22 protein-coding genes and 1 pseudogene are annotated in these 20,975 nt (G+C 47.9%); 7 read left to right on the plus strand and 16 right to left on the minus strand.

The genetic code is table 11. The features are described 5' to 3' along the window. Positions 1–144: 144 nt before the first annotated feature. Positions 145–972 (plus strand): alpha/beta hydrolase family protein, encoded by an 828-nt coding sequence (locus ACIFO6_RS03695; RefSeq protein ID WP_430038293.1) that lies wholly within the window; start codon positions 145–147, stop codon positions 970–972. An 85-nt stretch (positions 973–1,057) separates the two neighbouring features. Here the strand turns inward: ACIFO6_RS03695 and nadE are convergent, their stop codons facing one another. From nadE to ACIFO6_RS03710, 3 genes are all read right to left on the minus strand, one after another. After that, positions 1,058–1,867, minus strand: coding sequence for an ammonia-dependent NAD(+) synthetase (gene nadE, locus ACIFO6_RS03700; RefSeq protein ID WP_430038295.1), 810 nt, complete (start codon positions 1,865–1,867; stop codon positions 1,058–1,060). Positions 1,868–1,967: 100 nt separating this feature from the next. Beyond that, positions 1,968–2,402, minus strand: coding sequence for a BrxA/BrxB family bacilliredoxin (locus ACIFO6_RS03705; protein ID WP_430038297.1), 435 nt, complete (start codon positions 2,400–2,402; stop codon positions 1,968–1,970). 148 nt (positions 2,403–2,550) lie between these two features. Next, positions 2,551–4,284 carry a two-component system sensor histidine kinase NtrB gene (locus ACIFO6_RS03710; protein ID WP_430038299.1) on the minus strand — a complete coding sequence of 578 codons (1,734 nt, stop codon included), beginning with the start codon at positions 4,282–4,284 and terminating at the stop codon, positions 2,551–2,553. 293 nt (positions 4,285–4,577) lie between these two features. Between ACIFO6_RS03710 and ACIFO6_RS03715 the strand changes: the two genes are divergently transcribed. After that, positions 4,578–5,843 (plus strand): NAD(P)/FAD-dependent oxidoreductase, encoded by a 1,266-nt coding sequence (locus tag ACIFO6_RS03715; RefSeq protein WP_430038301.1) that lies wholly within the window; start codon positions 4,578–4,580, stop codon positions 5,841–5,843. A 184-nt stretch (positions 5,844–6,027) separates the two neighbouring features. Here ACIFO6_RS03715 and ACIFO6_RS03720 read toward each other — a convergent pair whose 3' ends face one another. Further along, entirely contained in the window at positions 6,028–6,462 is a 435-nt protein-coding gene (locus ACIFO6_RS03720; protein ID WP_430038303.1) for a hypothetical protein, read from the minus strand. Positions 6,463–6,740: 278 nt separating this feature from the next. Between ACIFO6_RS03720 and ACIFO6_RS03725 the strand changes: the two genes are divergently transcribed. Further along, positions 6,741–7,205 (plus strand): MarR family winged helix-turn-helix transcriptional regulator, encoded by a 465-nt coding sequence (locus tag ACIFO6_RS03725; protein ID WP_014279758.1) that lies wholly within the window; start codon positions 6,741–6,743, stop codon positions 7,203–7,205. Positions 7,206–7,377: 172 nt separating this feature from the next. Here the strand turns inward: ACIFO6_RS03725 and ACIFO6_RS03730 are convergent, their stop codons facing one another. The 5 genes from ACIFO6_RS03730 to ACIFO6_RS03750 all read right to left on the minus strand — a co-directional run bounded on the left by ACIFO6_RS03730 (position 7,378) and on the right by ACIFO6_RS03750 (position 12,650). Beyond that, the gene (locus ACIFO6_RS03730; protein WP_430038305.1) at positions 7,378–8,892 is read right to left on the minus strand and encodes an MDR family MFS transporter; all 1,515 of its coding nucleotides are present in this window, start codon (positions 8,890–8,892) and stop codon (positions 7,378–7,380) included. A gap of 172 nt (positions 8,893–9,064) precedes the next feature. Beyond that, positions 9,065–10,555 carry an ABC transporter ATP-binding protein gene (locus ACIFO6_RS03735; protein WP_430038307.1) on the minus strand — a complete coding sequence of 497 codons (1,491 nt, stop codon included), beginning with the start codon at positions 10,553–10,555 and terminating at the stop codon, positions 9,065–9,067. A gap of 40 nt (positions 10,556–10,595) precedes the next feature. Further along, complete coding sequence (locus ACIFO6_RS03740) at positions 10,596–11,186, minus strand: ECF transporter S component (protein WP_430038309.1); 591 nt, start codon at positions 11,184–11,186, stop codon at positions 10,596–10,598. 125 nt (positions 11,187–11,311) lie between these two features. Then, positions 11,312–12,070 (minus strand): energy-coupling factor transporter transmembrane component T family protein, encoded by a 759-nt coding sequence (locus tag ACIFO6_RS03745; RefSeq protein WP_430038311.1) that lies wholly within the window; start codon positions 12,068–12,070, stop codon positions 11,312–11,314. Further along, entirely contained in the window at positions 12,054–12,650 is a 597-nt protein-coding gene (locus ACIFO6_RS03750; protein ID WP_430038313.1) for a GNAT family N-acetyltransferase, read from the minus strand. The genes ACIFO6_RS03745 and ACIFO6_RS03750 overlap by 17 nt, the downstream gene beginning before the upstream one ends. A 313-nt stretch (positions 12,651–12,963) precedes the next feature. Here ACIFO6_RS03750 and ACIFO6_RS03755 point away from each other — a divergent pair, with 313 nt between their 5' ends. Together ACIFO6_RS03755 and ACIFO6_RS03760 are read left to right on the plus strand one after the other, a co-directional pair. Next, positions 12,964–13,443, plus strand: coding sequence for a GAF domain-containing protein (locus ACIFO6_RS03755; RefSeq protein ID WP_430038315.1), 480 nt, complete (start codon positions 12,964–12,966; stop codon positions 13,441–13,443). Between the two features lie 89 nt (positions 13,444–13,532). Further along, positions 13,533–14,012, plus strand: a complete 480-nt coding sequence (locus ACIFO6_RS03760; protein WP_430038317.1) for a hypothetical protein — start codon at positions 13,533–13,535, stop codon at positions 14,010–14,012. Positions 14,013–14,140: 128 nt separating this feature from the next. Here the strand turns inward: ACIFO6_RS03760 and ACIFO6_RS03765 are convergent, their stop codons facing one another. After that, positions 14,141–14,734, minus strand: coding sequence for a TetR/AcrR family transcriptional regulator (locus ACIFO6_RS03765; RefSeq protein WP_430038319.1), 594 nt, complete (start codon positions 14,732–14,734; stop codon positions 14,141–14,143). Between the two features lie 196 nt (positions 14,735–14,930). Here ACIFO6_RS03765 and ACIFO6_RS03770 point away from each other — a divergent pair, with 196 nt between their 5' ends. Then, a complete protein-coding gene (locus ACIFO6_RS03770) occupies positions 14,931–16,931 on the plus strand; it encodes an FAD-dependent oxidoreductase (protein WP_430038321.1) in 2,001 nt (666 codons plus the stop codon). A gap of 31 nt (positions 16,932–16,962) precedes the next feature. On the opposite strand, the gene ACIFO6_RS03775 is transcribed toward ACIFO6_RS03770, so the two are convergent. Continuing rightward, entirely contained in the window at positions 16,963–17,352 is a 390-nt protein-coding gene (locus ACIFO6_RS03775; protein ID WP_430038323.1) for a MerR family transcriptional regulator, read from the minus strand. Positions 17,353–17,615: 263 nt separating this feature from the next. Between ACIFO6_RS03775 and ACIFO6_RS03780 the strand changes: the two genes are divergently transcribed. Beyond that, the gene (locus tag ACIFO6_RS03780; protein ID WP_430038325.1) at positions 17,616–18,080 is read left to right on the plus strand and encodes an AbrB/MazE/SpoVT family DNA-binding domain-containing protein; all 465 of its coding nucleotides are present in this window, start codon (positions 17,616–17,618) and stop codon (positions 18,078–18,080) included. 239 nt (positions 18,081–18,319) lie between these two features. Here the strand turns inward: ACIFO6_RS03780 and ACIFO6_RS03785 are convergent. The 5 genes and pseudogenes from ACIFO6_RS03785 to ACIFO6_RS03805 all read right to left on the minus strand — a co-directional run. Continuing rightward, positions 18,320–18,400 (minus strand): annotated as a pseudogene (locus ACIFO6_RS03785) (MerR family DNA-binding transcriptional regulator); the annotation flags it as partial. Between the two features lie 285 nt (positions 18,401–18,685). Further along, on the minus strand, positions 18,686–18,787 hold the full coding sequence (locus tag ACIFO6_RS03790) for a hypothetical protein (RefSeq protein WP_014599460.1): 102 nt from the start codon (positions 18,785–18,787) through the stop codon (positions 18,686–18,688). A gap of 98 nt (positions 18,788–18,885) precedes the next feature. Next, positions 18,886–19,485: a TetR/AcrR family transcriptional regulator gene (locus tag ACIFO6_RS03795; RefSeq protein WP_430038476.1), complete on the minus strand. Its 600-nt coding sequence runs from the start codon at positions 19,483–19,485 to the stop codon at positions 18,886–18,888. 137 nt (positions 19,486–19,622) lie between these two features. Then, on the minus strand, positions 19,623–20,228 hold the full coding sequence (locus ACIFO6_RS03800; RefSeq protein ID WP_430038327.1) for a pentapeptide repeat-containing protein: 606 nt from the start codon (positions 20,226–20,228) through the stop codon (positions 19,623–19,625). Between the two features lie 11 nt (positions 20,229–20,239). Continuing rightward, on the minus strand, positions 20,240–20,878 hold the full coding sequence (locus tag ACIFO6_RS03805; RefSeq protein WP_430038329.1) for a pentapeptide repeat-containing protein: 639 nt from the start codon (positions 20,876–20,878) through the stop codon (positions 20,240–20,242). Positions 20,879–20,975 lie beyond the last annotated feature (97 nt).

The raw sequence follows: 20,975 nt of genomic DNA on the forward strand, positions 1-20,975 counted from the left end.
CCCTATTGTAACAGCGTGTCCACATCATGGCGAGTCACAAAGCCGTCAAAGCGACACCAAAATATGTTAAAATAAGAGAGGCACTTTGCGAATGTTGATTTAGCTTATATGCCCATTTAAATTCCCTTAGAAAGGAAGGATAGAATGTCAGTATCACTCGTTATTGAAGCAGGTACGGAAGCAGGAGCAGATGCGGTCATCCGAGCTTCCTGGTTTCCCGCCAAAAATACAGCCAAAAGCTTGCTGGTCATCGCTCATGGCTATAAGGGCTTCAAGGATTGGGGCATGTTCCCCTATATAGCAGAAGCCTTGAGCACAGACAACCATGTCGTAACCTTCAACTTTTCACATAACGGCATAGGTGAGGATCTAACGAATTTTACCGAGCTGGAAAAATTCGCACGGAACACCTACAGCCGGGAACAAGAGGATTTGGACGTATTGCTGACAAATCTGAGAGCACGCCACGAGTTCAGAGAACTGCCGTTGTTTCTGTTAGGACACAGCCGAGGTGCGGGAAGCTGCTTCATCTATGCACTGGATCATCCGGACGAGATTTCAGGCGTCATTTCATGGAATGGCATGACTGACCTGGACCTGTTCACCTTGCCGCAAAAAGAAGAAATGCGCACCAAGGGGCGCAGCTACGTACCAAACGCCAGAACCGGGCAGCAGCTTCCGCTGGATCTTGTTATTTTGGAAGATATGGAACAGAATCGCCAACGCTTTGCCATCGTGGACAGGCTTAAAGACAGCCAACTGCCTGCCGTACTCATTCAAGGTACCGATGATTCCAAACGCCTGCGTGAAGGCTCTGCCCTGCTTACCTCAGTTCGTCCTGATATTGAGTGGGTACAAATTCAAGGGGGCAATCATACCTTCAATACCGTTCATCCGTTTCAGGGAAGCAGCCTTCCGCTGGATCAGGCGATTACCGAAACCCGCCGCTTTATTGAATGGATTACCAATTAAGGCTATACCCTGCCGTTAATACAAACGGCGATCCGCCGGGCGGATCGCCGCATTATTATTTTACAATTCCATAGTTGTTCGCTGCTTAAATGCCTGGAATGCTTGTCCGCTTATGCGCTGTGCGTGTGAAGAAGCTTTCCAGCTTTTCACGTGCCGCCGGGTCAATTTCCTTGCCTTCCAGATAGTCGCTGTTCGCTTCGTAAGAGATGCCCAGTTCTTTTTCATCCGTCTGGCCTTCCCACAATCCCGCTGTAGGGGCTTTGTCCAGAATGGCCTGCGGAACTCCCAGGTAGCTCGCCAGCAAACGCACCTGACGTTTGTTCAGCGTGCTGAGCGGCGTAATATCAACAGCACCATCGCCCCACTTGGTATAGAAGCCTGTGATGGCTTCCGAGGCATGATCCGTACCCACAACGAGCAGATTCAGTTCATTCGCAAGCGCGTACTGAACCACCATACGTGTTCTCGCCTTCACATTCCCTCTCACTTGTGGAGTAATGGAACGCTCAAGACCGATATCCTTCAACGAATGCTCTACTTCCACGGCAACCCTGTCCACCGCTTCCTGAATGTTCGTTTCCCCGGCATATTTCAGGTCGAACGCTTTGGCTACCGCGTAGCTGTGCTCAATATCTTCCTGCTTGCCATAGGGCTGGAATACGCCAAGCGTTTTGTACTCTTCGCCTTGCTCCTGCGTCAGCTCGTCCGTAGCCTGTTTGCACAAGGCAGCGGCTACGGCACTGTCGATCCCGCCGCTGATGGCGATCAGCAGACCCTTGCTTCCGGTTTTCGTGACATACGTCTTGAGGAAATCCACACGCTTGCGGACCTCAGCCTCTACGTTAATGGTAGGTTGTACTCCCAATTCAGCAATAATCTGTTCCTGCAAACTCATCAGATAAGCACCTCTTTTTTAGGAATTTCTTCACAGGCCAACATACAAAAGCCCCGGCAAGTTTCGCAAGCGAAAAATGCGGGGCCTAGCTTGAGCTGTTTTACCGGCAAAAACGGTCAAATGCACTGGTCAAATCAGCAGCGATTTGATCTGCCGAACGATCCTCCACCTGATGACGCTCGATGAAGTGAACCAGTTCGCCGTCCTTCAACAGCGCGATCGAAGGAGAAGATGGCGGATATGGTGCGAAAAATTCGCGTGCCTTCGCCGTTGCTTCCTTATCCTGACCAGCAAAAACCGTGTATAGGTGATCCGGTGTAATATCATGCTTCAGCGCTTCGGCTACACCCGGACGGCATTGACCTGCGGCACAACCGCACACCGAGTTCACAACAACCAGCACTGTGCCTTTGGCATCAGGCAGCTTGGCCTCCACATCTTCCAGAGTACGCAGCTCCTGAATTCCGAGACTCGTCAGTTCTTCGCGCATCGGCTGAACAGAATCTCTCATATATTGATCAAAAGACATCGACATATTCGTTCACTCCTTTTCGAAAAATCATGTATATTACGTTGCTTCATTTCAGCCTCTGCCGTGTGTAAGACATGGACGTCTAATCTTTATTATACAATCTTTTTCGCGCAATTTGCAAAAATCCAGATATATATTGGTACAATTATTTCTATATGGAATTCATGGAAGGTGATTCAGAATGATCCCTGTGAGTTGGAATGGTTCTGCGCAAGCGAACTTTAAACTGCGTTCCCATTCCCTCCACCGAATCTACGGCAATCGTACCGTGATGACGCTCTACAATGCTTTGGCATAAGGCCAGGCCCAGACCTGTACCTTTCGTTTTGGTCGTGTAAAAAGGCTGAAACAGCTTTTCAAGCTGATTTTGCGGAATACCGGGACCCGTGTCCTTCACTTCCAGCTCCACAAAATCGCCCTCTTCATGCGTTGAAATCGTCAGCACACCTTTATCCCCCATAGCCTCCATCGCATTACGCGACAGATTGAGCAGCAATTGCTTCATTTCCTTGGAGTTCAAATGCAGCATTGCGACATGATCCTCCAGCTTCAGCTCAATCGTCTGTCCTCTCAGATTGGCATCTGCCCACAGCAGAGGAGTGAGTTCACGGATAATATCATGCAGATGGCATTGCTCCTTCTCGACAATTCGGTTCTGGGCAAGTGACAGGAAATCGTTAATAATTCCATTCGCCCGGTCCAGCTCCTCCATCACAATACGATAATAGTGACCGAGGGAATCGGGACTCTTTTCGCGCATGAGCTGTAAAAATCCTCGCACAACCGCCATCGGATTGCGTATTTCATGAGTAATGCCCGCCGCCATCTGTCCGACCAGACTAAGCCTCTCGAAATTGCTAAATTCGCTGCGCAGTGTCTCCAGCTCTGTAATGTCCTGCAAGGCGATAATGACACCCGTCGTTTTGCTTACATGTTTATCACGAATGGGCAGGAAGCTTGAGAAAAACACTTTGGGAGGCACATTTATAAAATCAGCACCCGCCTCTCCTTCAAGGGCCCTCGCAACCCGTTCATTGACCACTGGTGCAGTGCTTAAACCAAACAGCGATGTCAAAGGACGCCCCACCACCTCAGGGAGTGTAATAAACGGATCGACGTCCCGATAGAGTTCCAGCATCGTTTTGTTCATATGTATAACCCGTTCTTCGCTGTCCAGAGTGACTAGAGCTAACGGCATCAGATCCATAACTTGACGCAGCTTATCGGCTTCAATTAGATATTTGCTCGTAAACTCGGTCACATCCCGCCGCAACGCCAGCTTCTCGAAGGCATTTCTCATCAGACTGACGACCAAGAAGCTTGCCAGCACACCTGCTGCAATGTTCCAAAGCGTCGTAAGAAGATCAGGAACAAATACCCAAACATCCTGTTTGCCCCACAGTAGCGAGAATAACGCCTTAAACAGCAAATCAGCCGCAACATAGGCAGAAATAAGAAGTTTTTTGTCCAATAATGTTCCTCTTTGAAAGAACTTGACGTGCAGCAGCATAAAAGGAAAAAGAATAAAACCCGTACCCACATACATTGGTGACATTGCCGTAGACTGGGCTATAATTAGAACACTAACCAGCGCAGAAGCGGCAAGAATACACGCGGTGCGCCGTCTGCCGTACATGATGCCAACAGCGAGGGGGATCATCCCCAGATTGGAAGGTAGGCCATAAGGAGACTGATATTGAAAGAGCGAACACAGCAATATGGCTGGCAAGCAGCACCAAAAAAGGATCCTTTGATTAGATGCGAAAAGCAGATTGCCACCCCAAACCTTTTTCTTATCCCCATAATCCGTTAATATAGAGAAAAAACCCGCCGACATCACGGCAAGGAGAACTTGAAGCACACTTTCCTTCAACGCAATTAACAAGGACTTCTCCCCCTCATCATCTTTCCTTGACGCCGTTAGTTGAATTAAAGCACAGGCTACAATATATTACAATATATGTGTTAAAATCCCGGTATAGAACGACAAATTCTGCGAAATATAGATTCATAGAAGATGACGTCTTTACGTGAATACCCAAGCTTTTGATAGGGTATATCTTTATACAGAAATACAGCGATAATGTGTATCTAAGGTAACGGTATTACGATATGGTGAAAATCCTGTTACCCTATTTTGAGATTTCGAAAAATTTTTCAACAAAAAGGAAGAGGTTCATGACATACGACGTTATTGTGATTGGAGGCGGCTCTGCCGGATTAATGGCCGCTGCGGCAGCCAGCGGTGAGGGCGCCAAGGTGCTTTTGCTCGAAAAAGGAAATAAACTCGGACGAAAGCTGGGTATTTCCGGTGGAGGGCGCTGCAACGTCACGAATGCAAAAGAGCTGGACGAGCTGATCCGGCACATCCCCGGCAATGGACGTTTTCTGCACAGTGCGCTGGCGGCTTTTGGCAATCGGGATATCATCGCCTTTTTTGAACAACTGGGCATAGCCTTAAAGGAAGAAGACAACGGACGTATGTTTCCGGTGACGGATAAGGCCAAAACGGTTGTCGATGCTTTGGTCAACAAGGTTCGTTCTCAAGGAGTAGACATTCGGACGGGTAGCCCCGTACAGGAGGTTCTATACAAAGAAGGCCGCACTGCGGGGGTAAGACTGCGTTCCGGGGAAACCCTTCGCAGCCGTAACGTTATTGTAGCGGTTGGCGGCAAGTCCGTCCCGCATACAGGCTCGGAAGGTGATGGCTACGCATGGGCCGAGCAAGCAGGACATACGATTACCGAGCTGTATCCAACGGAGGTACCGCTGACATCAGGTGAGACGTTTATTCAGACGAAGGAGCTGCAAGGTCTATCCTTGCGCGACATTAGCCTGACCGTGTGGAATGCGAAGCAAAAGAAGCTAATTACCCACGAGGGGGACATGATTTTTACACACTTTGGCCTGTCGGGTCCCTCCGCCTTGCGATGCAGTCAGTTTGTCGTAAAAGGGATGAAAAAGGACAAAACCAGCACGGTGCTGCTGACTCTGGATTTGCAGCCTCACAAGCATGCTGATGAAGTCTACCGCGAAACACTGGAGCTGGCGGCAGCCGATGCCAAAAAAGCGATTAAAAACGTGCTTAAGCCTTATTTGCCGGAGCGCCTGATTCCGCTGCTGCTCCAGCAAACCGAGCTGCGTGAGGATTTGACGTATGATCATATTCCGAAGCAGCAATGGCAGGAGCTAGCCCAGCGAATCAAGGCATTTCCGATCCGCGTGAACGGTACGCTCTCTCTGAAGGAGGCATTCGTTACCGGAGGCGGTGTGAACTTGAAGGAAATCAATCCGAAAACGATGGAGTCCAAGCTGATGCCGGGATTGTTTTTTTGCGGCGAGATTTTGGATATTCACGGATACACGGGCGGCTATAATATTACGGCGGCGTTTACGACGGGGCATACGGCGGGAACACAGGCGTCTTTAAACGAAATGCTGTAGGAGTGGGCTTGCTTTTGGAGTGTGGAGACGCAACGCTTAGGCTTTGATCTTACGATCACTGTTGCCACGGGATTCTTTTTTATATAAAACATTTAAGGGTAAGAATCCCGTGGCAAAGACGAGCGCTAAAGTAGACAGGGAATTAAAGAGACTTAAGTCGGTGATTACGCTCATTCATGTGAAGTCAGATATGGATGCTGCCAGAGAAGCCGTCAACATCGTCTTCGGGTTGATGATCGGAGCTGACATTATGCTCCTTGGTCTTGTTGCTGTTCGTTGGGGAGGAACTGTTCTTATACGCTTCGCTCCAATCCTCGTTGATGATGTGAGCGGGAATGATCCAATCCTCCGAACGATAGCCCGGATTTGGCACCCACACACTTCCTTGCAAGCCAGGAATGGCTTCCGAATCGGAAGTATGGTTCCCAGCCTCAATTATGTTACCCTCATAGGCTTGGCAAATCTCCAGTGCAGATAGTACATCCTGGTTCTCAATATGAACACTCAGACCTGTGTCACCGTTTGTGCTGGCAGTGTACCCGATTTCTTTTAATGTTTCACAGGCTCGGGCAGCCTGCTGCGGATCACGAAATTGAAAACGAAAAGAACCCGTCTCCATGTGCCTCATCTCCTTTGTTGTATCTTATTTTGGATCCAAAATATATATTATTTTTTAATATAACCATCTGGGACGGTATTTTTACATTCAAAACCTTTATTTTTCAAAAATTTACTTTAAAGCTTTGAAATTAAATAGTTAAAAAAACAGCTACTGTGACAAATCGCATGTTCTCATTACGTAAATCCCTTTATGCTAGTAGCAAGGGTATGGTTGCCCGGTCATCCAAGCCGAGCGGTCAAAGGATGCCCAAATCCATACATAAAGGCGGAATGAAGATGATAGATTACCGGACACTGGTGACACAGCAATCCATGCATTTGTATAGCGTGTTTGGCAAGTCATTCAAGAGTGTAAATGAGCATGCGGTTGCTGGCATCAAAACGGTGGGCTTCAACCCAACGGCCTTCGCCGTAATGGAGGTTTTGTATCACAAGGGAGCGCAGCCGATCCAGCAAATTGGAGCAAAGCTGTTACTGCAAAGCGGAAATGTCACCTATGTTATCGACAAGCTGGAAAGCCGCGGTTATTTGCACCGTCACCCGTGCGACCAGGATCGCCGGATTATATATGCGGAATTGACGGACGAAGGACAACGCGTCATGGACGAAATTTACCCTGACTATACACGTCAGATTGAACGTGCTTTTAGCGGAATCAGCGAAACCGAAAGAGATCAGCTTATCGGTTTGCTCAAAAAGCTGGGCCGTAGCGCTGACAACCTGTCACCCTATCACAAATAGTTTTACCAAACCATTAGTTTTTAGGCGTTTAGCTCATATCATTCCAACTTTAATAGAAAGTCCGCCCCTTTTGTATTTGGGGCGGACTTTTCAGCTTGCAGCCCTGGACATGATTTCCTGTCCCAAGCTACCGCTATTTCCGTATATATTCTGTATGTTCATACCTCTCTTCCTATGCAGTTCCTCCCTGTGCCGCCTTTGCGGGCTTGTTTGCTTCTTCTTCCGTACCCGGTGGACGGTTCCGAAGTCCGAGAACGACAAACCAACTAATGACTGCAATAACGACCATGATGATGAACAGGGAATGCAGACTGTTTTCCAGCACAGAACGGAGTAAGCCAGCAGTCTTGTCACTCAAGCTTTGTGAGGCATGAGGTGCAAGCAGGCCGTTAATATCCTCCTGCGTAACCCCCTGCTGTGTAAGCTGTCCATCTGCTGTCTGGGCAGCAATGCGGTAATTCAGCCATGATCCGAAGGCTGCCACACCAATCGTTTGTCCCAGTGTGCGCAGGAACGTATTCAATGCTGTAGATGCACCACGCAACTGGAACCCAACCGAAGACTGGGCAATAATCGTGAACACGGTCATGGAGAAGCCAAAGCCCAATCCATACAGTAATGTGGACAGGAACAGCAGCCAGATCGGCGCCGTTTGGCCCATCAAGGTCATCACGAAGGCACCCAATACAATCAGGGTCAGTCCCACTAATGAGGTTCGACGCGAACCTAAAGTCAGCAAAATGCGTCCCCCGATCATGGAACCAAACAGCCAGCCTACTGACATTGGAGCCAGTGCCAAACCGGATGAAGCGGCATCTCCGCCGTGTACGCCTTGAATCCAAAGCGGCAGGTAGCTGGTCAGGCCGATCAGCAGAGAACTGACCAGCAGTGCTGCGGCACAGGAAAAAGCGATATCCCGTATCCGAAACAGCTTTAGCGGAACCATCGGTTCCTGGGCGCGTTTTTCGATAACCAAAAACAGAATCAGAAATAAAATAGCTACGGCGGCCAAGGTCAGCAATTCAGGAGAAGCCCAGCCGATATACTGTCCGCCCAGCGCCAATACGAGCAGCAGGGCTGTCATTCCGATGGTAAAGGTAACGGCTCCCGGCACGTCGATACGTGCGGTACGCTTGGCTACCTGCTCACGCAGGTAACGAGCGATGAAGAACATTGCAAGCAGTCCAAAAGGGACGTTAAAACCGAAAATCCATTCCCAGCCAAAATAAGTAACCACGTAACCGCCCAGCAAAGGCCCGATCAGGGAAGAAATCCCCCATACCGAGCTGATCATTCCCTGAACTTTGCCGCGTTCCTCCATTTTGTATATATCTCCGATAATGGTAAAGGTAACGGGAATCACGCCGCCCGCTCCAATCCCTTGAATAGCCCGGTACAAAATAAGCTGCTCCATACTACCAGCCAGCATACAAAGCAAAGAACCGAGTACAAACAATGAACAGCCGATCAGAAAAATCGGTTTGCGGCCAAATAAATCGCTAAGCTTGCCGAAAATAGGTGTGGTTACAGCCATCGTCAGCAAATAGGCCGTAAAAATCCAGCTGAGCAAATTCACACTGCCCAGTTCACTAACAATAGTCGGTCCGGCAGGACCGATGACGGTTCCCTCAATCGCGGCCAGAAAGGTGGCCAGCAAAACACCGGTCAGCACGAGCCCGCGCTTCATGGGTTTATCTTTTCCCAAGCAAATCACAAATCCTTTCCTGGTATAAGCTGTGTTGCACCTGTACAATTCGATTGCACAGGATTGGTATTACCCGCAATTCATAATCATAAACAGGCGACCTATATAGGCCGCCTGTTTTGTACGATGTATATATATGATTGTCTACATATACTTAAATTTTGTCAACTGTAATCGTATGATGAATCTCACTATTTTCCACTTTATAAAGTTGGCCCTCTTCCATGCACAGAGCATGACTGGCAAAGCTTTCAGCAAACTGCATATCGTGGGTGATGATCAGGAAGGCTGCTCCCTGGTCCGCTTGTTCAACGCACATGCGAAGCAGGATGCTCGCTCCTTCATAATCCGTTCCGGCAGTAGGCTCATCCAAAATGTAAAGCTTTTTGGGCAGAATGAACTGCGCAGCTACGCTTAAGAGCCTTTTTTCACCGCCACTCAGCAGGTACGGAGAGGCATCCAGCCTGTGATTCAGTCGGGCGGCTGTCAGCAATCGCTGCGCCCGTTCCTCATATACAGCAGGAATCGGCTCGCCAGCCCGCAATCCAAGCTTGATGCGGACGCTGTACAAGCATTCGTCCCACACCGTTGCAGCCGCAAACTGATGCTCCGGCTGCTGGAACACATAACCGATCCCGGCGGCCAGTTGATGGATCGGCAGCTTCGCCATATCCTGACCCTCCCACCACATGCACCCCTTGGGTGCAGGCAGGAGGCCCATCAGCAGCTTGCCGAGCGTTGACTTGCCGGAGCCGTTCTCGCCCAGCAGGACGGCTCGTTCGCCGGGCGCAAGGGCAAGGCTCACGCCAGCCAACGCTGCCCGGCTACTGCCGGGATAGGTGAAGGCCAGCCCCTTCACCTCCAGCAACGGCAGACCGGGCTTCGCCCCCGGCCCTTGAGGCACGCCTCCCCTCCCTGCGGGAGAGGGCAGCAGCCCCAAGGCGGCCAACTGCGCGCCATGCTCGCGCAGCAGCTTGTCGGGCGGGCCTTGCAGCTGCACAGCCCCGCCCTCCAGCACGATGACGCGCTGCGCTGCACGCGCGGCATCGTCCATGCGGCCGGACACGGTGACCACCGTCCGGCCTGCGGCATGGAGCCGCCGGCATAGCAGGGCGAAGTCGCGTCCAGCCGGCGGGTCCAGCTGCGCCGCTGCGTCGTCGAACACGACGAGCGGCGCTTCCAGCGCCAGCACCGCAGCGATAGCGGTGCGTTGGCGCTGGCCTCCCGAGAGGCGACGCACGAAGGAGTCGCGCTCGGGGGCAAGGCCGACGGCCTCCAGCGCAGCCGTCAGACGCTGCGCTATTTCCGCCGGAGGCACGCGCAGGTTCTCCGGCCCGAAGGCAATCTCGTCCTCGACGATTCCCTGTACCAGTTGGGCATCCGGGTCCTGAAGCACGACGCCGACGGTAGAGGCGACAGCCGCCAGATCAGCCGTGTCCGGGTCCATCCCGTATACGGTCAGCACCCCAGTCCGTTCACCTTCACCCGAACGGGACAATCCACCATGGAGAAGCTGGCACAGCGTAGACTTTCCACTTCCGCTGGCCCCGACAATCGCAACATGCTCACCCACCGCAATGTCCAGCGTCAAGCCCTGTATCGCGGGTTCGGCCTGATCATCATACCGATAGCCAAACTCCTTCATAGACACAGCTATTTTACATCCAGAACCATAATTGCTAAATTCATTTTGCACGTGAAGCTCGTCCCAGCTCAAAACGTTTTAACAGTCCTGTCCGATTCAACGCATCGCCCAATAGCTTGGTTAGCAGACCGCACAGTACAATGCCGCTCAGGATTCGCACGACCAGTGTAATCGTCAGTACCTTCCAGCCCCAATGCATATAGCCGAATATATTAGCTGCCACGATAAACCACAACGGAACCATAGCCCCGCCTGCCAGCATCAACGAAACGGCATTCCAGCGTCGATAGCGTAGTAAAGCAAATACCAGTTCAGCCACAATCATATAGCAGACCGCAGCCGCGATAATAGAAGCGATTCCGTAAACGGAGCCCATAAAGGACTGCACCACTGCACCGAATGAATAAGCAATAACCGCCGTACCCGGCTTACGAATAATATAATAGGCCAGCAAACCATATATCATGTACAGCCCGACAATGGCGGAAGTGGCGATAGGTCCCCCCAGACTGTTTAATGTTTTGTTAATGATCGACAAATAAACGGTCATGACTCCATTCAACGTTGCCAGCATCGCCATCAGTACGATATCCAGTGTCGTAAACCTTGCAAAAAAACGAGATTCCTTCATATGTAATTCCCTATCTCCTCTCCAAATATAAACTAGCACATTCTAAATGTATTCATACAAGCTCTCATTGTCAACCTAAATTTATTTATATGGTTGACAATGAGATCAAAAAAAGAGGCTGCTCCCTATAAGCTCCACCATAAAACAGCAGTACCTAATACAGCAACCACAGCACATACATAGCCGGAACGACGACGATCCAGCATGTGAAGATAAGTCCGGTCTGCATATGCTCCAAAGCCTTTGCCCTCCATCGCCAGCGCCGTCTGCTGAACCCGCCTCACGGCATTCACCAGCACAGCAGCCGTATACCCGCCCCACCAGGATAGCCGATTCCGCAGCCCACGCGGCGGTTCCTGTCCACGTACACGCCGTGCCGCCATTATGGTACGTCCTTCCTCTTCCAATAAGGGGAGAAACGTCAGTGCCACCGAAATACCGAACGCAAACCGATAAGGGACACGCAAACGCAGATTCAAAGCCTGTACAAAATCTCTGGGATCGGTGGTCGACAAATAAATATACGAGGTCAAAAACAGCACAAAAATGCGCAGCGTCAACGCCCCTGCGATATCCAGTCCTTCCGCTGTAATCCAGATCGGCCCCCAAGCTGCCACGATATGTCCTTCCCGAATCGCCAGAATAGACAATATAAAATACGGAATACCCAAACCAATCAGAAATGACATAGCCCGAAGCTGGCGTGCCAACGTTAAGCCTGCCCCAAACCAAGCCGCAGCGATCAGTACACCCAGCAGCGCAGCTTCATGTAGTGTTGAATCCCATGCCATCGACAGCAGGCTACAGCATCCCACCAGGATCAGCTTACTTAATGGCCCCAGTCTGTGCAGCGGCGACGACCCTCCGTTATACTGAAACAGCATTTCGCTTCGCCTCCAATCTGAGCCATTCTTCATGCAGCAAGGAGTACATCAGCATATCCTTAAAGCCTGTAGACGTATGCTGCACTTGCCGTAACAGCCCTTCCTGCGTCCAGCCCATAGAGGACAACAGAGCTTGCGATCCCGTATTTCGCGGGTCTACCAGCGCTTCCATCCGATTCAGCCGAATCGTGTCATAACCGAAAGACAGCACCAGCCGTAGTGTCTCCGACATATAGCCCTTTCTCCAATAGGGCTTGGCCAGCTCATAGCCGATTTCGGCTTTATAAGCTCCCTCAGTCTGCCAATAATTAAAGCCACAGCTACCGATCAGCTTCCCGTTCTCCTTCAGCTCTATGCCCCAGCGCAATGCATCCTCCGTCTGTGCCAGCTCATTCAACAGCTTGATCATATCCTCTGCATCCTCACGCCCGGACATCCCCGTAAGGTTCATATAACGGTGAACCTCCGGGTCAGACCAGCAGGCAAACATCGTGGCCGCATCCCCGGTTTCCATCTTTCGCAGCCGAAGACGCGGGCTTTCCAGCAGTGGTATATGCCCCTTACATGCATATGCACACATGTTCAATCATCCTTCCAGTATCAAAGTGCAATAAATATACGCTACATTTAAGCATACCCCTCCAACAAATACAACCACCCCCCTGCTCCACAAATGCGCCGATCCGGTATCCATGAGAAAATACACTGTACCAAGATTAGAGTACGGAGGTCTCCGAAAGGCTACAGATGTATTTTCCTCTTGACTGAATATATACAATCGTTATATCTTAAATTAATTAACCAATGGTAAAAGCAGCTTGCATAATTACCTTTTTCTGCCAATATACACAACGGATAATGGTAAAAAATTTCCTGATAGGAGCGTGGACTATATGTTTCAGGCTATTCCTTACGAAGGCACACGTCACGAACAATTTGAATCGGTTCTCGGGCAACTCCGGGCACTCATTCATGATGAACCCAATACCATTGCAAATCTGGCGAACGCTTCTGCGTTGCTTGGTCATTTTCTGCCGGATATTAACTGGAGCGGCTTCTATCTCTATGATGGAACGGAGCTTGTACTCGGTCCATTTCAGGGCCAGCCTGCGTGTATAAGGATTCCGCTGGGGCGCGGTGTATGTGGTACAGCCGCCGTGGAGCGACGAACCCTTGTCGTAGAGGATGTCCATACGTTCCCGGGCCATATCGCCTGTGACGCGGCATCCAACAGCGAAATCGTTATCCCCCTCATCAAGAACGGGGAACTGCTGGGAGTGCTGGACATTGACAGCCCGTTAAAAGCCCGCTTTGACCACGAAGATCGTGTATTCCTAGAGGAATTTACGGCTATTCTGGTAGCCGGTCTGTAACCATAATCCGCGTATAATCATCGTCTTCCTTCGCCACAATATATGAGGGTCTGGAACCCAAAACCATCCGGTGAAGGAGATTGATAACAATGTACAACAACACCATGGCTCCACAACAGCAGCTTCGTCAATGTGAACAAATTATGCAGCAATTGGTGCAACAAACACAGCAAGGAACTGCCATGTATCAGCAGTTGCTGCAACAGGAGCAACAAAATGCATCCAATTTGGAGGACCTGGTGCAGCGTGAACGTAATGCAGCTCAAATGATCCAAACCGCAATCCAGCACCATCAACAAGCTGTGCAGCAATGCCAGCAAGTCATTCAATTGTGTAGTCAGTTGGAAAACACCATCCGCTCCAGCAGCCAAATGACTCAGCCCGGCTTTGGCGATAACTACGCCTCCCGTAGTATGCAACCGTCCTCCTATGGTATGGGAAGCCACATGAATCAAAGCCTTCCGCAGCACATGGGTGCAACTGGACAGCATTATGCAGGCAGCGGTAACATGCAACACTACGGTAACAACAGCCAGCAAGGCATGAGAGCGACACACAGCAGCATGTAAAACTGCTTACACACGAAAGGGATGAACAGCAAGCCATTAAATTAGCTTGCTGTTCATCCCTTTTTATACTTCTTCTCGCAGAGTCAACCCAGCATTATTGCCTTAGTATTACCTTTTACCCGTTAGAATCAATTCCTTAATTTAAAGATCGTGATCAGGCGACTCATATATTCACGCATATTTACAATTAAATCCGAGTCGCCGTCATGAAGACACCAGTTGTACATGACCCCACGAGCAGCAATAAATAAGTAGTCTGTTATCTCTTCGGATGTCATGGTTTGATCCAGCTCTCCCACGGCTTGCCCTCTCTCTATAATCTGTTGAAGTATATGCTGCATACCACGACCCTTAGTAATGAAAAGCTTGTTATTACTTGTATATAGCTGTTGCACCGTCTCTAAACCAACACTCTGATTATATTCCGCATAAACCTCAAAATACTGAATAAGATCCTGCATAATACTTTCTGACGGCAGTTCATTCTTAAATTTCAATTCAAAGTAGCCATCCGCCTGTGCATACATCTCCACCAAAATATCACTTTTAGTCTTGAAATGATTATAAAATGACCCTACTGACACGCCAGCCTTCCGACAGATATCCTCAATTTTAATTTTTTCCAGGCTCTTGTCATGCATCAGCTCTAATGTACTGTTATATATATTTTTTTTAGTTTGCAGACTTTGCAGCTTGCGTCCATTCAATTGTTTTTTTGACACTCACTTACTCTCCCTCTCTATTGTAAGTATTCCTCTTTCTCAGGTGCCTTGTTCATATTACTTAATTATAATAGGAAATGCTATTTTGTTTAATTGTGAAAACAATCACATAATAATACCTACTCCTATTCTATACTGAATATATTCGGTGAATGCATTCAGTTAAACGAATGATTCATACTTAGGAGGTATTCTTATGAAAGAAGAACATCAAATTTTATACGAGCCTATGAAAATTGGAAAACTGGAAATTAAAAACCGCTTTGTCATGGCTCCCATGGGTCCTGGCGGGCTTTGTGATGCCGATGGTACCTTTAATGAACGTGGCATCGAATATTATGTTGAACGTGCAAAAGGTGGGACAGGTCTACTCATTACAGGTGTAACGATGGTTGAAAATGAAATCGAGAAATGTGCCCTGCCGTCCATGCCCTGTCCTACTCTAAATCCCTTGAATTTCGTTAAAACCGGTAAAATGATGACGGAGCGGATTCATGCATACGGCGCAAAAATATTTCTACAATTATCCGCTGGATTTGGCCGGGTAAGTATCCCTTCAATTGTTGGTAAAACGGCTGTCGCCCCTTCTCCCATTCCTCATCGCTGGCTTCCCGATGTAACGTGTCGTGAGCTGACCATTGACGAAATCCACACCTATATCAGAAAATTTGCGGAATCCGCAGCTATTGCCAAAAAGGCAGGCTTTGACGGTATTGAAATCCATGCGGTTCATGAAGGCTATTTATTGGATCAATTTGCGATTTCTTTCTTTAACCATCGGAAAGACGAATACGGAGGAAGTCTGAGAAACCGCTTAAGATTTGCCATAGAGATCGTTCAAGCCATCAAAGCTGAATGTGGACAGGATTTCCCGGTATCTCTTCGATACAGCATCAAAAGCTTTATTAAAGATTGGCGTCAGGGCGGATTGCCCGGCGAAGAGTTTAAGGAGCAGGGACGGGATATTGAAGAGGGGATTGAAGCTGCCAAAATATTAGAGGAAGCCGGGTATGATGCTTTTAATGGCGATGTCGGTTCTTACGACTCTTGGTATTGGGCACATCCACCCATGTATCAGGAAAAAGGACTTTATCTGCCTTATAACAAAATTTTAAAAACCATTCTAAAGGTACCTGTGATTACTGCTGGCAGATTGGATAATCCAGACTTGGCCAGCAAGGCTATACGTGAAGGAAAAACCGATATGATCGCACTTGGTCGACCATTGTTAGCTGATGCTGATATCCCCAATAAAATCAAGGCTGGGAAAATAGAAAAGATTCGTCCTTGCCTCTCCTGCCAGGAGGGCTGTATGGGTCGATTGGCATCTTTTGCAACGATTTCATGTGCCGTTAATCCAGCTTGCGGTAGAGAAAAAGACTACGCACTCGGAAAAGCAGATCAATCCAAAAAAGTTTTGGTGATCGGTGGAGGGCCGGCAGGATGTGAAGCTGCCCGTGTAGCTGCTATTCGGGGACATCACGTTACCTTATTTGATAAAAATAACCGATTGGGAGGTAATCTAATCCCGGGCGGAATTCCAGACTTCAAGGAAGACGACCATTTACTTGCGACCTGGTACGAAGGGGAATTAAAGGATTTAAAGGTTGACGTCCAATTGAACACCGAGGTTAACCGGACTACCGTAAAGGAATATGCAGCAGATGCCGTTATTTTTGCTACCGGCTCCTCTCCCAAAACCTTCTCCATCGGTACATCTACCAAGGTGTATTCCGCAGAAGAGGTTCTGCTTGGGATAAAAGATCCCGGTGCTTCCACTGTAATTGTCGGGGGCGGGCTTGTGGGATGCGAAACTGCACTCTGGCTTGCTGATCAAGGTAAAAAAGTAACCTTGGTGGAAATGCAAGAAGATATTTTAACCGTAGGCGGACCCCTCTGCCATGCAAATGAAGATATGCTGCGTGACCTTGTTGCATTTAAGGATATCCATCTCCTGACCAACACCAAAATTGTCGATGCCAACGATCAAGAATATGTTCTTAAAAACAAAGATGGTGAAGAAACGATTCTAAAGGCCGATTCAGCGATTCTGGCTGTAGGATATACTCCTCAACAATCGCTTTATGAAGACATCCAAAATGACGTTTCCGAAGCCTACTTAATTGGTGATGCCAAGCAAGTACAAAATATTATGTACGCTGTCTGGGATGCGTATGAGGTTACCAGAAATATATAGTGCCCTGGCTCTCCGAAGAGCCGTTTGCTTTTTAAGCAAACGGCTTTTTCCCATAACAACTTTTTCCCATAACAACTTGATCATAGTAGGCAATCTTTTGAATGATTTTCTCCAAATTGTGTTGTGTTTGGGCCATATGCTCTTCTACCTTTTTCTGATGAGCTACGAGAAGGTCTCTTCTTTCATGTACGGTGGCCTCGCCTATTGCATTAAGCTCAAGGTATGCCTTAATCTCTTCAATCGTCATCCCGGTATCTTTCATAGCCATGACAAACCTGATCCAGTCGATTTGTTTATCTGTATATACTCTTCTTCCACCTTCATCCCGACCGACATCAGGTAATATCCCCTCTTTTTCATAATAACGAAGTGTTGATGCGGGCAATCCGCTCTTGACTTGAACCTCTCTAATGGAGTACATGATCATTCTCCTCCTCGTTATTATTATACTTCAACTCATCTTGAATCATAGATTGATGGAGTACAGTTGCATGCTCTAATCTGTATTTTGGTGATGCTGTGCTAGAATTATTGTTTTTTTTCAAAAAAAGTATACCATTTTATAGAATTTTTTTGTATACTTTTCAACAGTTTACTTAATATATGCGATTGCTCCTCTAAGCCTATTCTTTTTTCTCCTCTTCATTTAGTATTATAAGGATATAAAAAAAAGGAGGTTATCATTTGAAAAGTACAGGTATGACACGTCCATTAGATTCGTTAGGTCGTATCGTCATTCCCAAAGAAATGCGAATTTCAATGGATTACAAGATGGGTGATCCTATTGAGATTTTCGCTGATGAGGAAACGGGTACTCTCGCCTTACGAAAATATACCGGTATAACGTGTAAAATGTGTGGTTCGGCCGAGCAATTGACTTATTTTAGAGACAGCTTTATTTGTGGGGAATGTATTCATGATTTGAAAAATGGTACAAATTCCAGCCCTATCACCAGGCCGTCCAAATCGACTTTCTCCAACAGGGAAAGGCCATTGAAGCAATCCAAACGTTTGCGGCGATCAACGCAACAGATGATCGAAAGCCTAAAAGAATTGATGCAGAAGCAACCCAATGCAGCACAGCACGAATATGCAAAGATACTTGACGTTTCCCAAGCCCGTATATCTCAGCTCAAAAAAATGCTATAACTACAGCTTGCTATTCTACATAGGTATTCATCACCAATCCCATGCACCATTACATTTGAGCTGTATTACGAAACATCATAGTTAACCGACAAAAAACAATGAATGGCCATGGCGAGAATTTAATACTAGGTACAAAGAACCACCGGATGATATTATTCAGGCGAAAGAGCCAGTATCCGGTGGTTCTTTGTATCCAGTGTTATATTGTATGCTGTTCGGAAAATTTTTCGTTCACGGTATTCCTCCTGCGTATACAGCCGCATATTCCCTTCGCTGCACCGTGGGGAGGGCAACAGACCGATTTCCTCATAATAACGAATGGCTCGCTTTTAAAAAAAGAAACCGCCCCTATTGGAGACGGTTCATGTTCCGGCTTGCGTAGTCATAGGCCCGAAGCATTGGCGCTCAAGCCCAAGATATAGAATTTAGATGAAAATAGTGCGAGTAATGATAACCAGCAAAATGAAGAGTACCAGAATCACACCAGTGGAAGTCCACATGCCGTAGCCACCGCCACAACCTCTTTCTACTTCACCCATCTCAACTTCCTCCTCTCTTCGTTGATTACAAACAAATCGCTCGAATGCAGATTGTTTAGCAACGAATTAGATAACGAATGCTTTAGAGATGATAACGAGCAAAATGAAAAGTACGAGAATCGCTCCTGTAGATGTGAAAGCTCCATAACCAGCGCCTACTCCAGACATGCTGATTCCTCCCTTCATGGTTTACAAAAGCATCTTATGCGTATGATACCAGCCATGATAGGTACAGATGCCGCTCCTCCCGCCCAAATGTAGGTCTTTTAAGCGTTGATTCCATTTGCATCATGCGTCAGCAAGCCATGATACAGCAGGTTTCGTGTCTGCTTGGCAAGCACGGATGGACTTTCGCGTCCAGTCAGTAATTGGGTTAACGTCAACCGTTCAATCAAGCCAACGACGCATTCCGCCGTCAGCTCCGGGTCCAATTCCTCACGGCAAGAGCCCCATCGCTGTGCAGCAAACAGATTTTTTTTAATATGACCTGCCATTTCTGCCTTGATGCGCACCGAGTCTGCCGCCTGATAAAATCCGACACGGGTTATCGCCGGATTATTGGATAGCATACGAAAAACGGATTCCAGAAACACTTCTCCCCGGCTCAAAATTTCAGCTTGGCTCTGCTCCCGTTCCATCTTCATGCATTGGACCGTCTCATTCACCAACATACGGAAGCTCTCAACAAGCTCCTCATACATCTGCTCCTTACTCTCAAAATGAATATAAAAATCCGGCTGTGTCAATCCCGCACGCGCCGCGATCGAGCTTACCTTGGTCTGATAAAAACCGGTCTGAGCGAACTCCTCAGCCCCTGCCTCCAGTAACAACCGTCGACCTTCCCGACTTCTGACTCCTGCTCTCATCACGGTTTTGCCCCCTTACTACACAAATCTATCGTATTATAAAGTTCCTTTGCGGTAAGAACAACGGGCTTGAGGATGATATATGTCTGTCCTTCAAAAGTCCTAATACAGAAGAGCAGTTGAGTGGAGCCTTCGCCTCAATCGACCTTCGCACCATACGAGCGCAAGAACGATAGAGCTTGATCTCGATCCATTCGTGCACCTTTGACAACAAATGCTTTAAAATCGACTCCATCCATATTAGCACCACGTAAATCGGCTCCCTGTAGCTTGGCATGAGCTAAATTTGCTCTGGTCAGGTCGCAATCTCTGAGGTCTGCCTTCTGTAGATTGGCATCCGAGAGATCCGCTTCATAAAAGCGTACTCCTCTCAAATCCTGTTTTTCCAGCCGGGCCTGCCGCAAATTGGTATAAGACCAGTCCCCCTGAACGAGCGTAATGCCGTCTATTTTTGCTTTTGAAAAGTCTGAACCCGTCATTTTACAATTGCTGAATTTGGAGACGAACAGGTTGGCTTCAATAAAGTTACAATTGATAAAAGCCGATTCAGTATGAATAGAACCGTTCAACAGCGCCCCTTGAAAATTACATTCGATAAAACGACATTCGCTGGTCATGATTTCCTCCAACGAACCGTTCGTAAAGGTACAACGTTCAAAGGTGCAACGAATAAGTTCACCCTCCCTTAAATCTTTCCCGCTATAATCAATGCCCTCATATTGCTGCTCCTGATACTGAAACATAATAATCCCCCTTATTTAATCACTAGCCCTAACAGCCCCACAAAAGACGAGGCTTGATGTGGAGAGATTATGCACCCGTCCAGGTCTTCGATATCTACCTGTAGTCCATCGAATTCACAATCGCTCAGATCAACCCCCTTGAGCTTGGACCCTGACAGCATGGCCTGATCCATATTGCAACGGGTAAAAAAGATTTTTTGTAGCGTCAAATGATAAAGATCGGCGCTTATTAATGAACAATCCTCAAAACCAACCTGCTTGAAATTGGAAAAGCGAAACATCGAATAATCCCCTAAGCAATCCAGAAAACGAACATTTTGGAGTCTGCTTCTGGAGAAGTCTGTTCCGAGCAGCTTGCAATTTCTAAACTCTACCCGGTGAATAAAGGAACCGGAAAAGTTAATATTGGACAGATCGCATTTATCGAAAATAACATCTGTCCATTCACTTTCCGGCAAGGACGATTCCATAATCGTAACATTTTTAAAAGTCATCTTCTCCAATGAAACCCTGGAAGCTTCCACATTATCCATGGTTATATCCTCTACAGACCCCGTGCTAAACTCATCCTTGGATCGCAAGGAGTACATTTCATCGGTTAATACAGGTAAGTCTGAAGGAATTTTCGGCAACTCTATCTTCATTTCCATAGCGATCTCCACCTTCTGAGTGCTGATTTCCGGCATATGTCTAGTTTATATGATGATGCGACGCAGTAACAATGGCTTTATACACGTACCTGTAAAA

The organism is Paenibacillus sp. NRS-1781 (assembly GCF_050467745.1).
Taxonomy (GTDB): Bacteria; Bacillota; Bacilli; order Paenibacillales; family Paenibacillaceae; genus Paenibacillus; species Paenibacillus terrae_A.

Coding starts and splice junctions, on each gene's coding strand:
- ACIFO6_RS03695 (WP_430038293.1), top strand. CDS start 145: ATGTCAGTATCACTCGTTATTGAAGCAGGTACGGAAGCAGGAGCAGAT.
- nadE (WP_430038295.1), bottom strand. CDS start 1,867: ATGAGTTTGCAGGAACAGATTATTGCTGAATTGGGAGTACAACCTACC.
- ACIFO6_RS03705 (WP_430038297.1), bottom strand. CDS start 2,402: ATGTCGATGTCTTTTGATCAATATATGAGAGATTCTGTTCAGCCGATG.
- ACIFO6_RS03715 (WP_430038301.1), top strand. CDS start 4,578: ATGACATACGACGTTATTGTGATTGGAGGCGGCTCTGCCGGATTAATG.
- ACIFO6_RS03720 (WP_430038303.1), bottom strand. CDS start 6,462: ATGGAGACGGGTTCTTTTCGTTTTCAATTTCGTGATCCGCAGCAGGCT.
- ACIFO6_RS03725 (WP_014279758.1), top strand. CDS start 6,741: ATGATAGATTACCGGACACTGGTGACACAGCAATCCATGCATTTGTAT.
- ACIFO6_RS03730 (WP_430038305.1), bottom strand. CDS start 8,892: ATGAAGCGCGGGCTCGTGCTGACCGGTGTTTTGCTGGCCACCTTTCTG.
- ACIFO6_RS03735 (WP_430038307.1), bottom strand. CDS start 10,555: ATGAAGGAGTTTGGCTATCGGTATGATGATCAGGCCGAACCCGCGATA.
- ACIFO6_RS03740 (WP_430038309.1), bottom strand. CDS start 11,186: ATGAAGGAATCTCGTTTTTTTGCAAGGTTTACGACACTGGATATCGTA.
- ACIFO6_RS03745 (WP_430038311.1), bottom strand. CDS start 12,070: ATGCTGTTTCAGTATAACGGAGGGTCGTCGCCGCTGCACAGACTGGGG.
- ACIFO6_RS03750 (WP_430038313.1), bottom strand. CDS start 12,650: ATGTGTGCATATGCATGTAAGGGGCATATACCACTGCTGGAAAGCCCG.
- ACIFO6_RS03755 (WP_430038315.1), top strand. CDS start 12,964: ATGTTTCAGGCTATTCCTTACGAAGGCACACGTCACGAACAATTTGAA.
- ACIFO6_RS03760 (WP_430038317.1), top strand. CDS start 13,533: ATGTACAACAACACCATGGCTCCACAACAGCAGCTTCGTCAATGTGAA.
- ACIFO6_RS03770 (WP_430038321.1), top strand. CDS start 14,931: ATGAAAGAAGAACATCAAATTTTATACGAGCCTATGAAAATTGGAAAA.
- ACIFO6_RS03775 (WP_430038323.1), bottom strand. CDS start 17,352: ATGTACTCCATTAGAGAGGTTCAAGTCAAGAGCGGATTGCCCGCATCA.
- ACIFO6_RS03790 (WP_014599460.1), bottom strand. CDS start 18,787: ATGTCTGGAGTAGGCGCTGGTTATGGAGCTTTCACATCTACAGGAGCG.
- ACIFO6_RS03795 (WP_430038476.1), bottom strand. CDS start 19,485: ATGAGAGCAGGAGTCAGAAGTCGGGAAGGTCGACGGTTGTTACTGGAG.
- ACIFO6_RS03800 (WP_430038327.1), bottom strand. CDS start 20,228: ATGTTTCAGTATCAGGAGCAGCAATATGAGGGCATTGATTATAGCGGG.
- ACIFO6_RS03805 (WP_430038329.1), bottom strand. CDS start 20,878: ATGGAAATGAAGATAGAGTTGCCGAAAATTCCTTCAGACTTACCTGTA.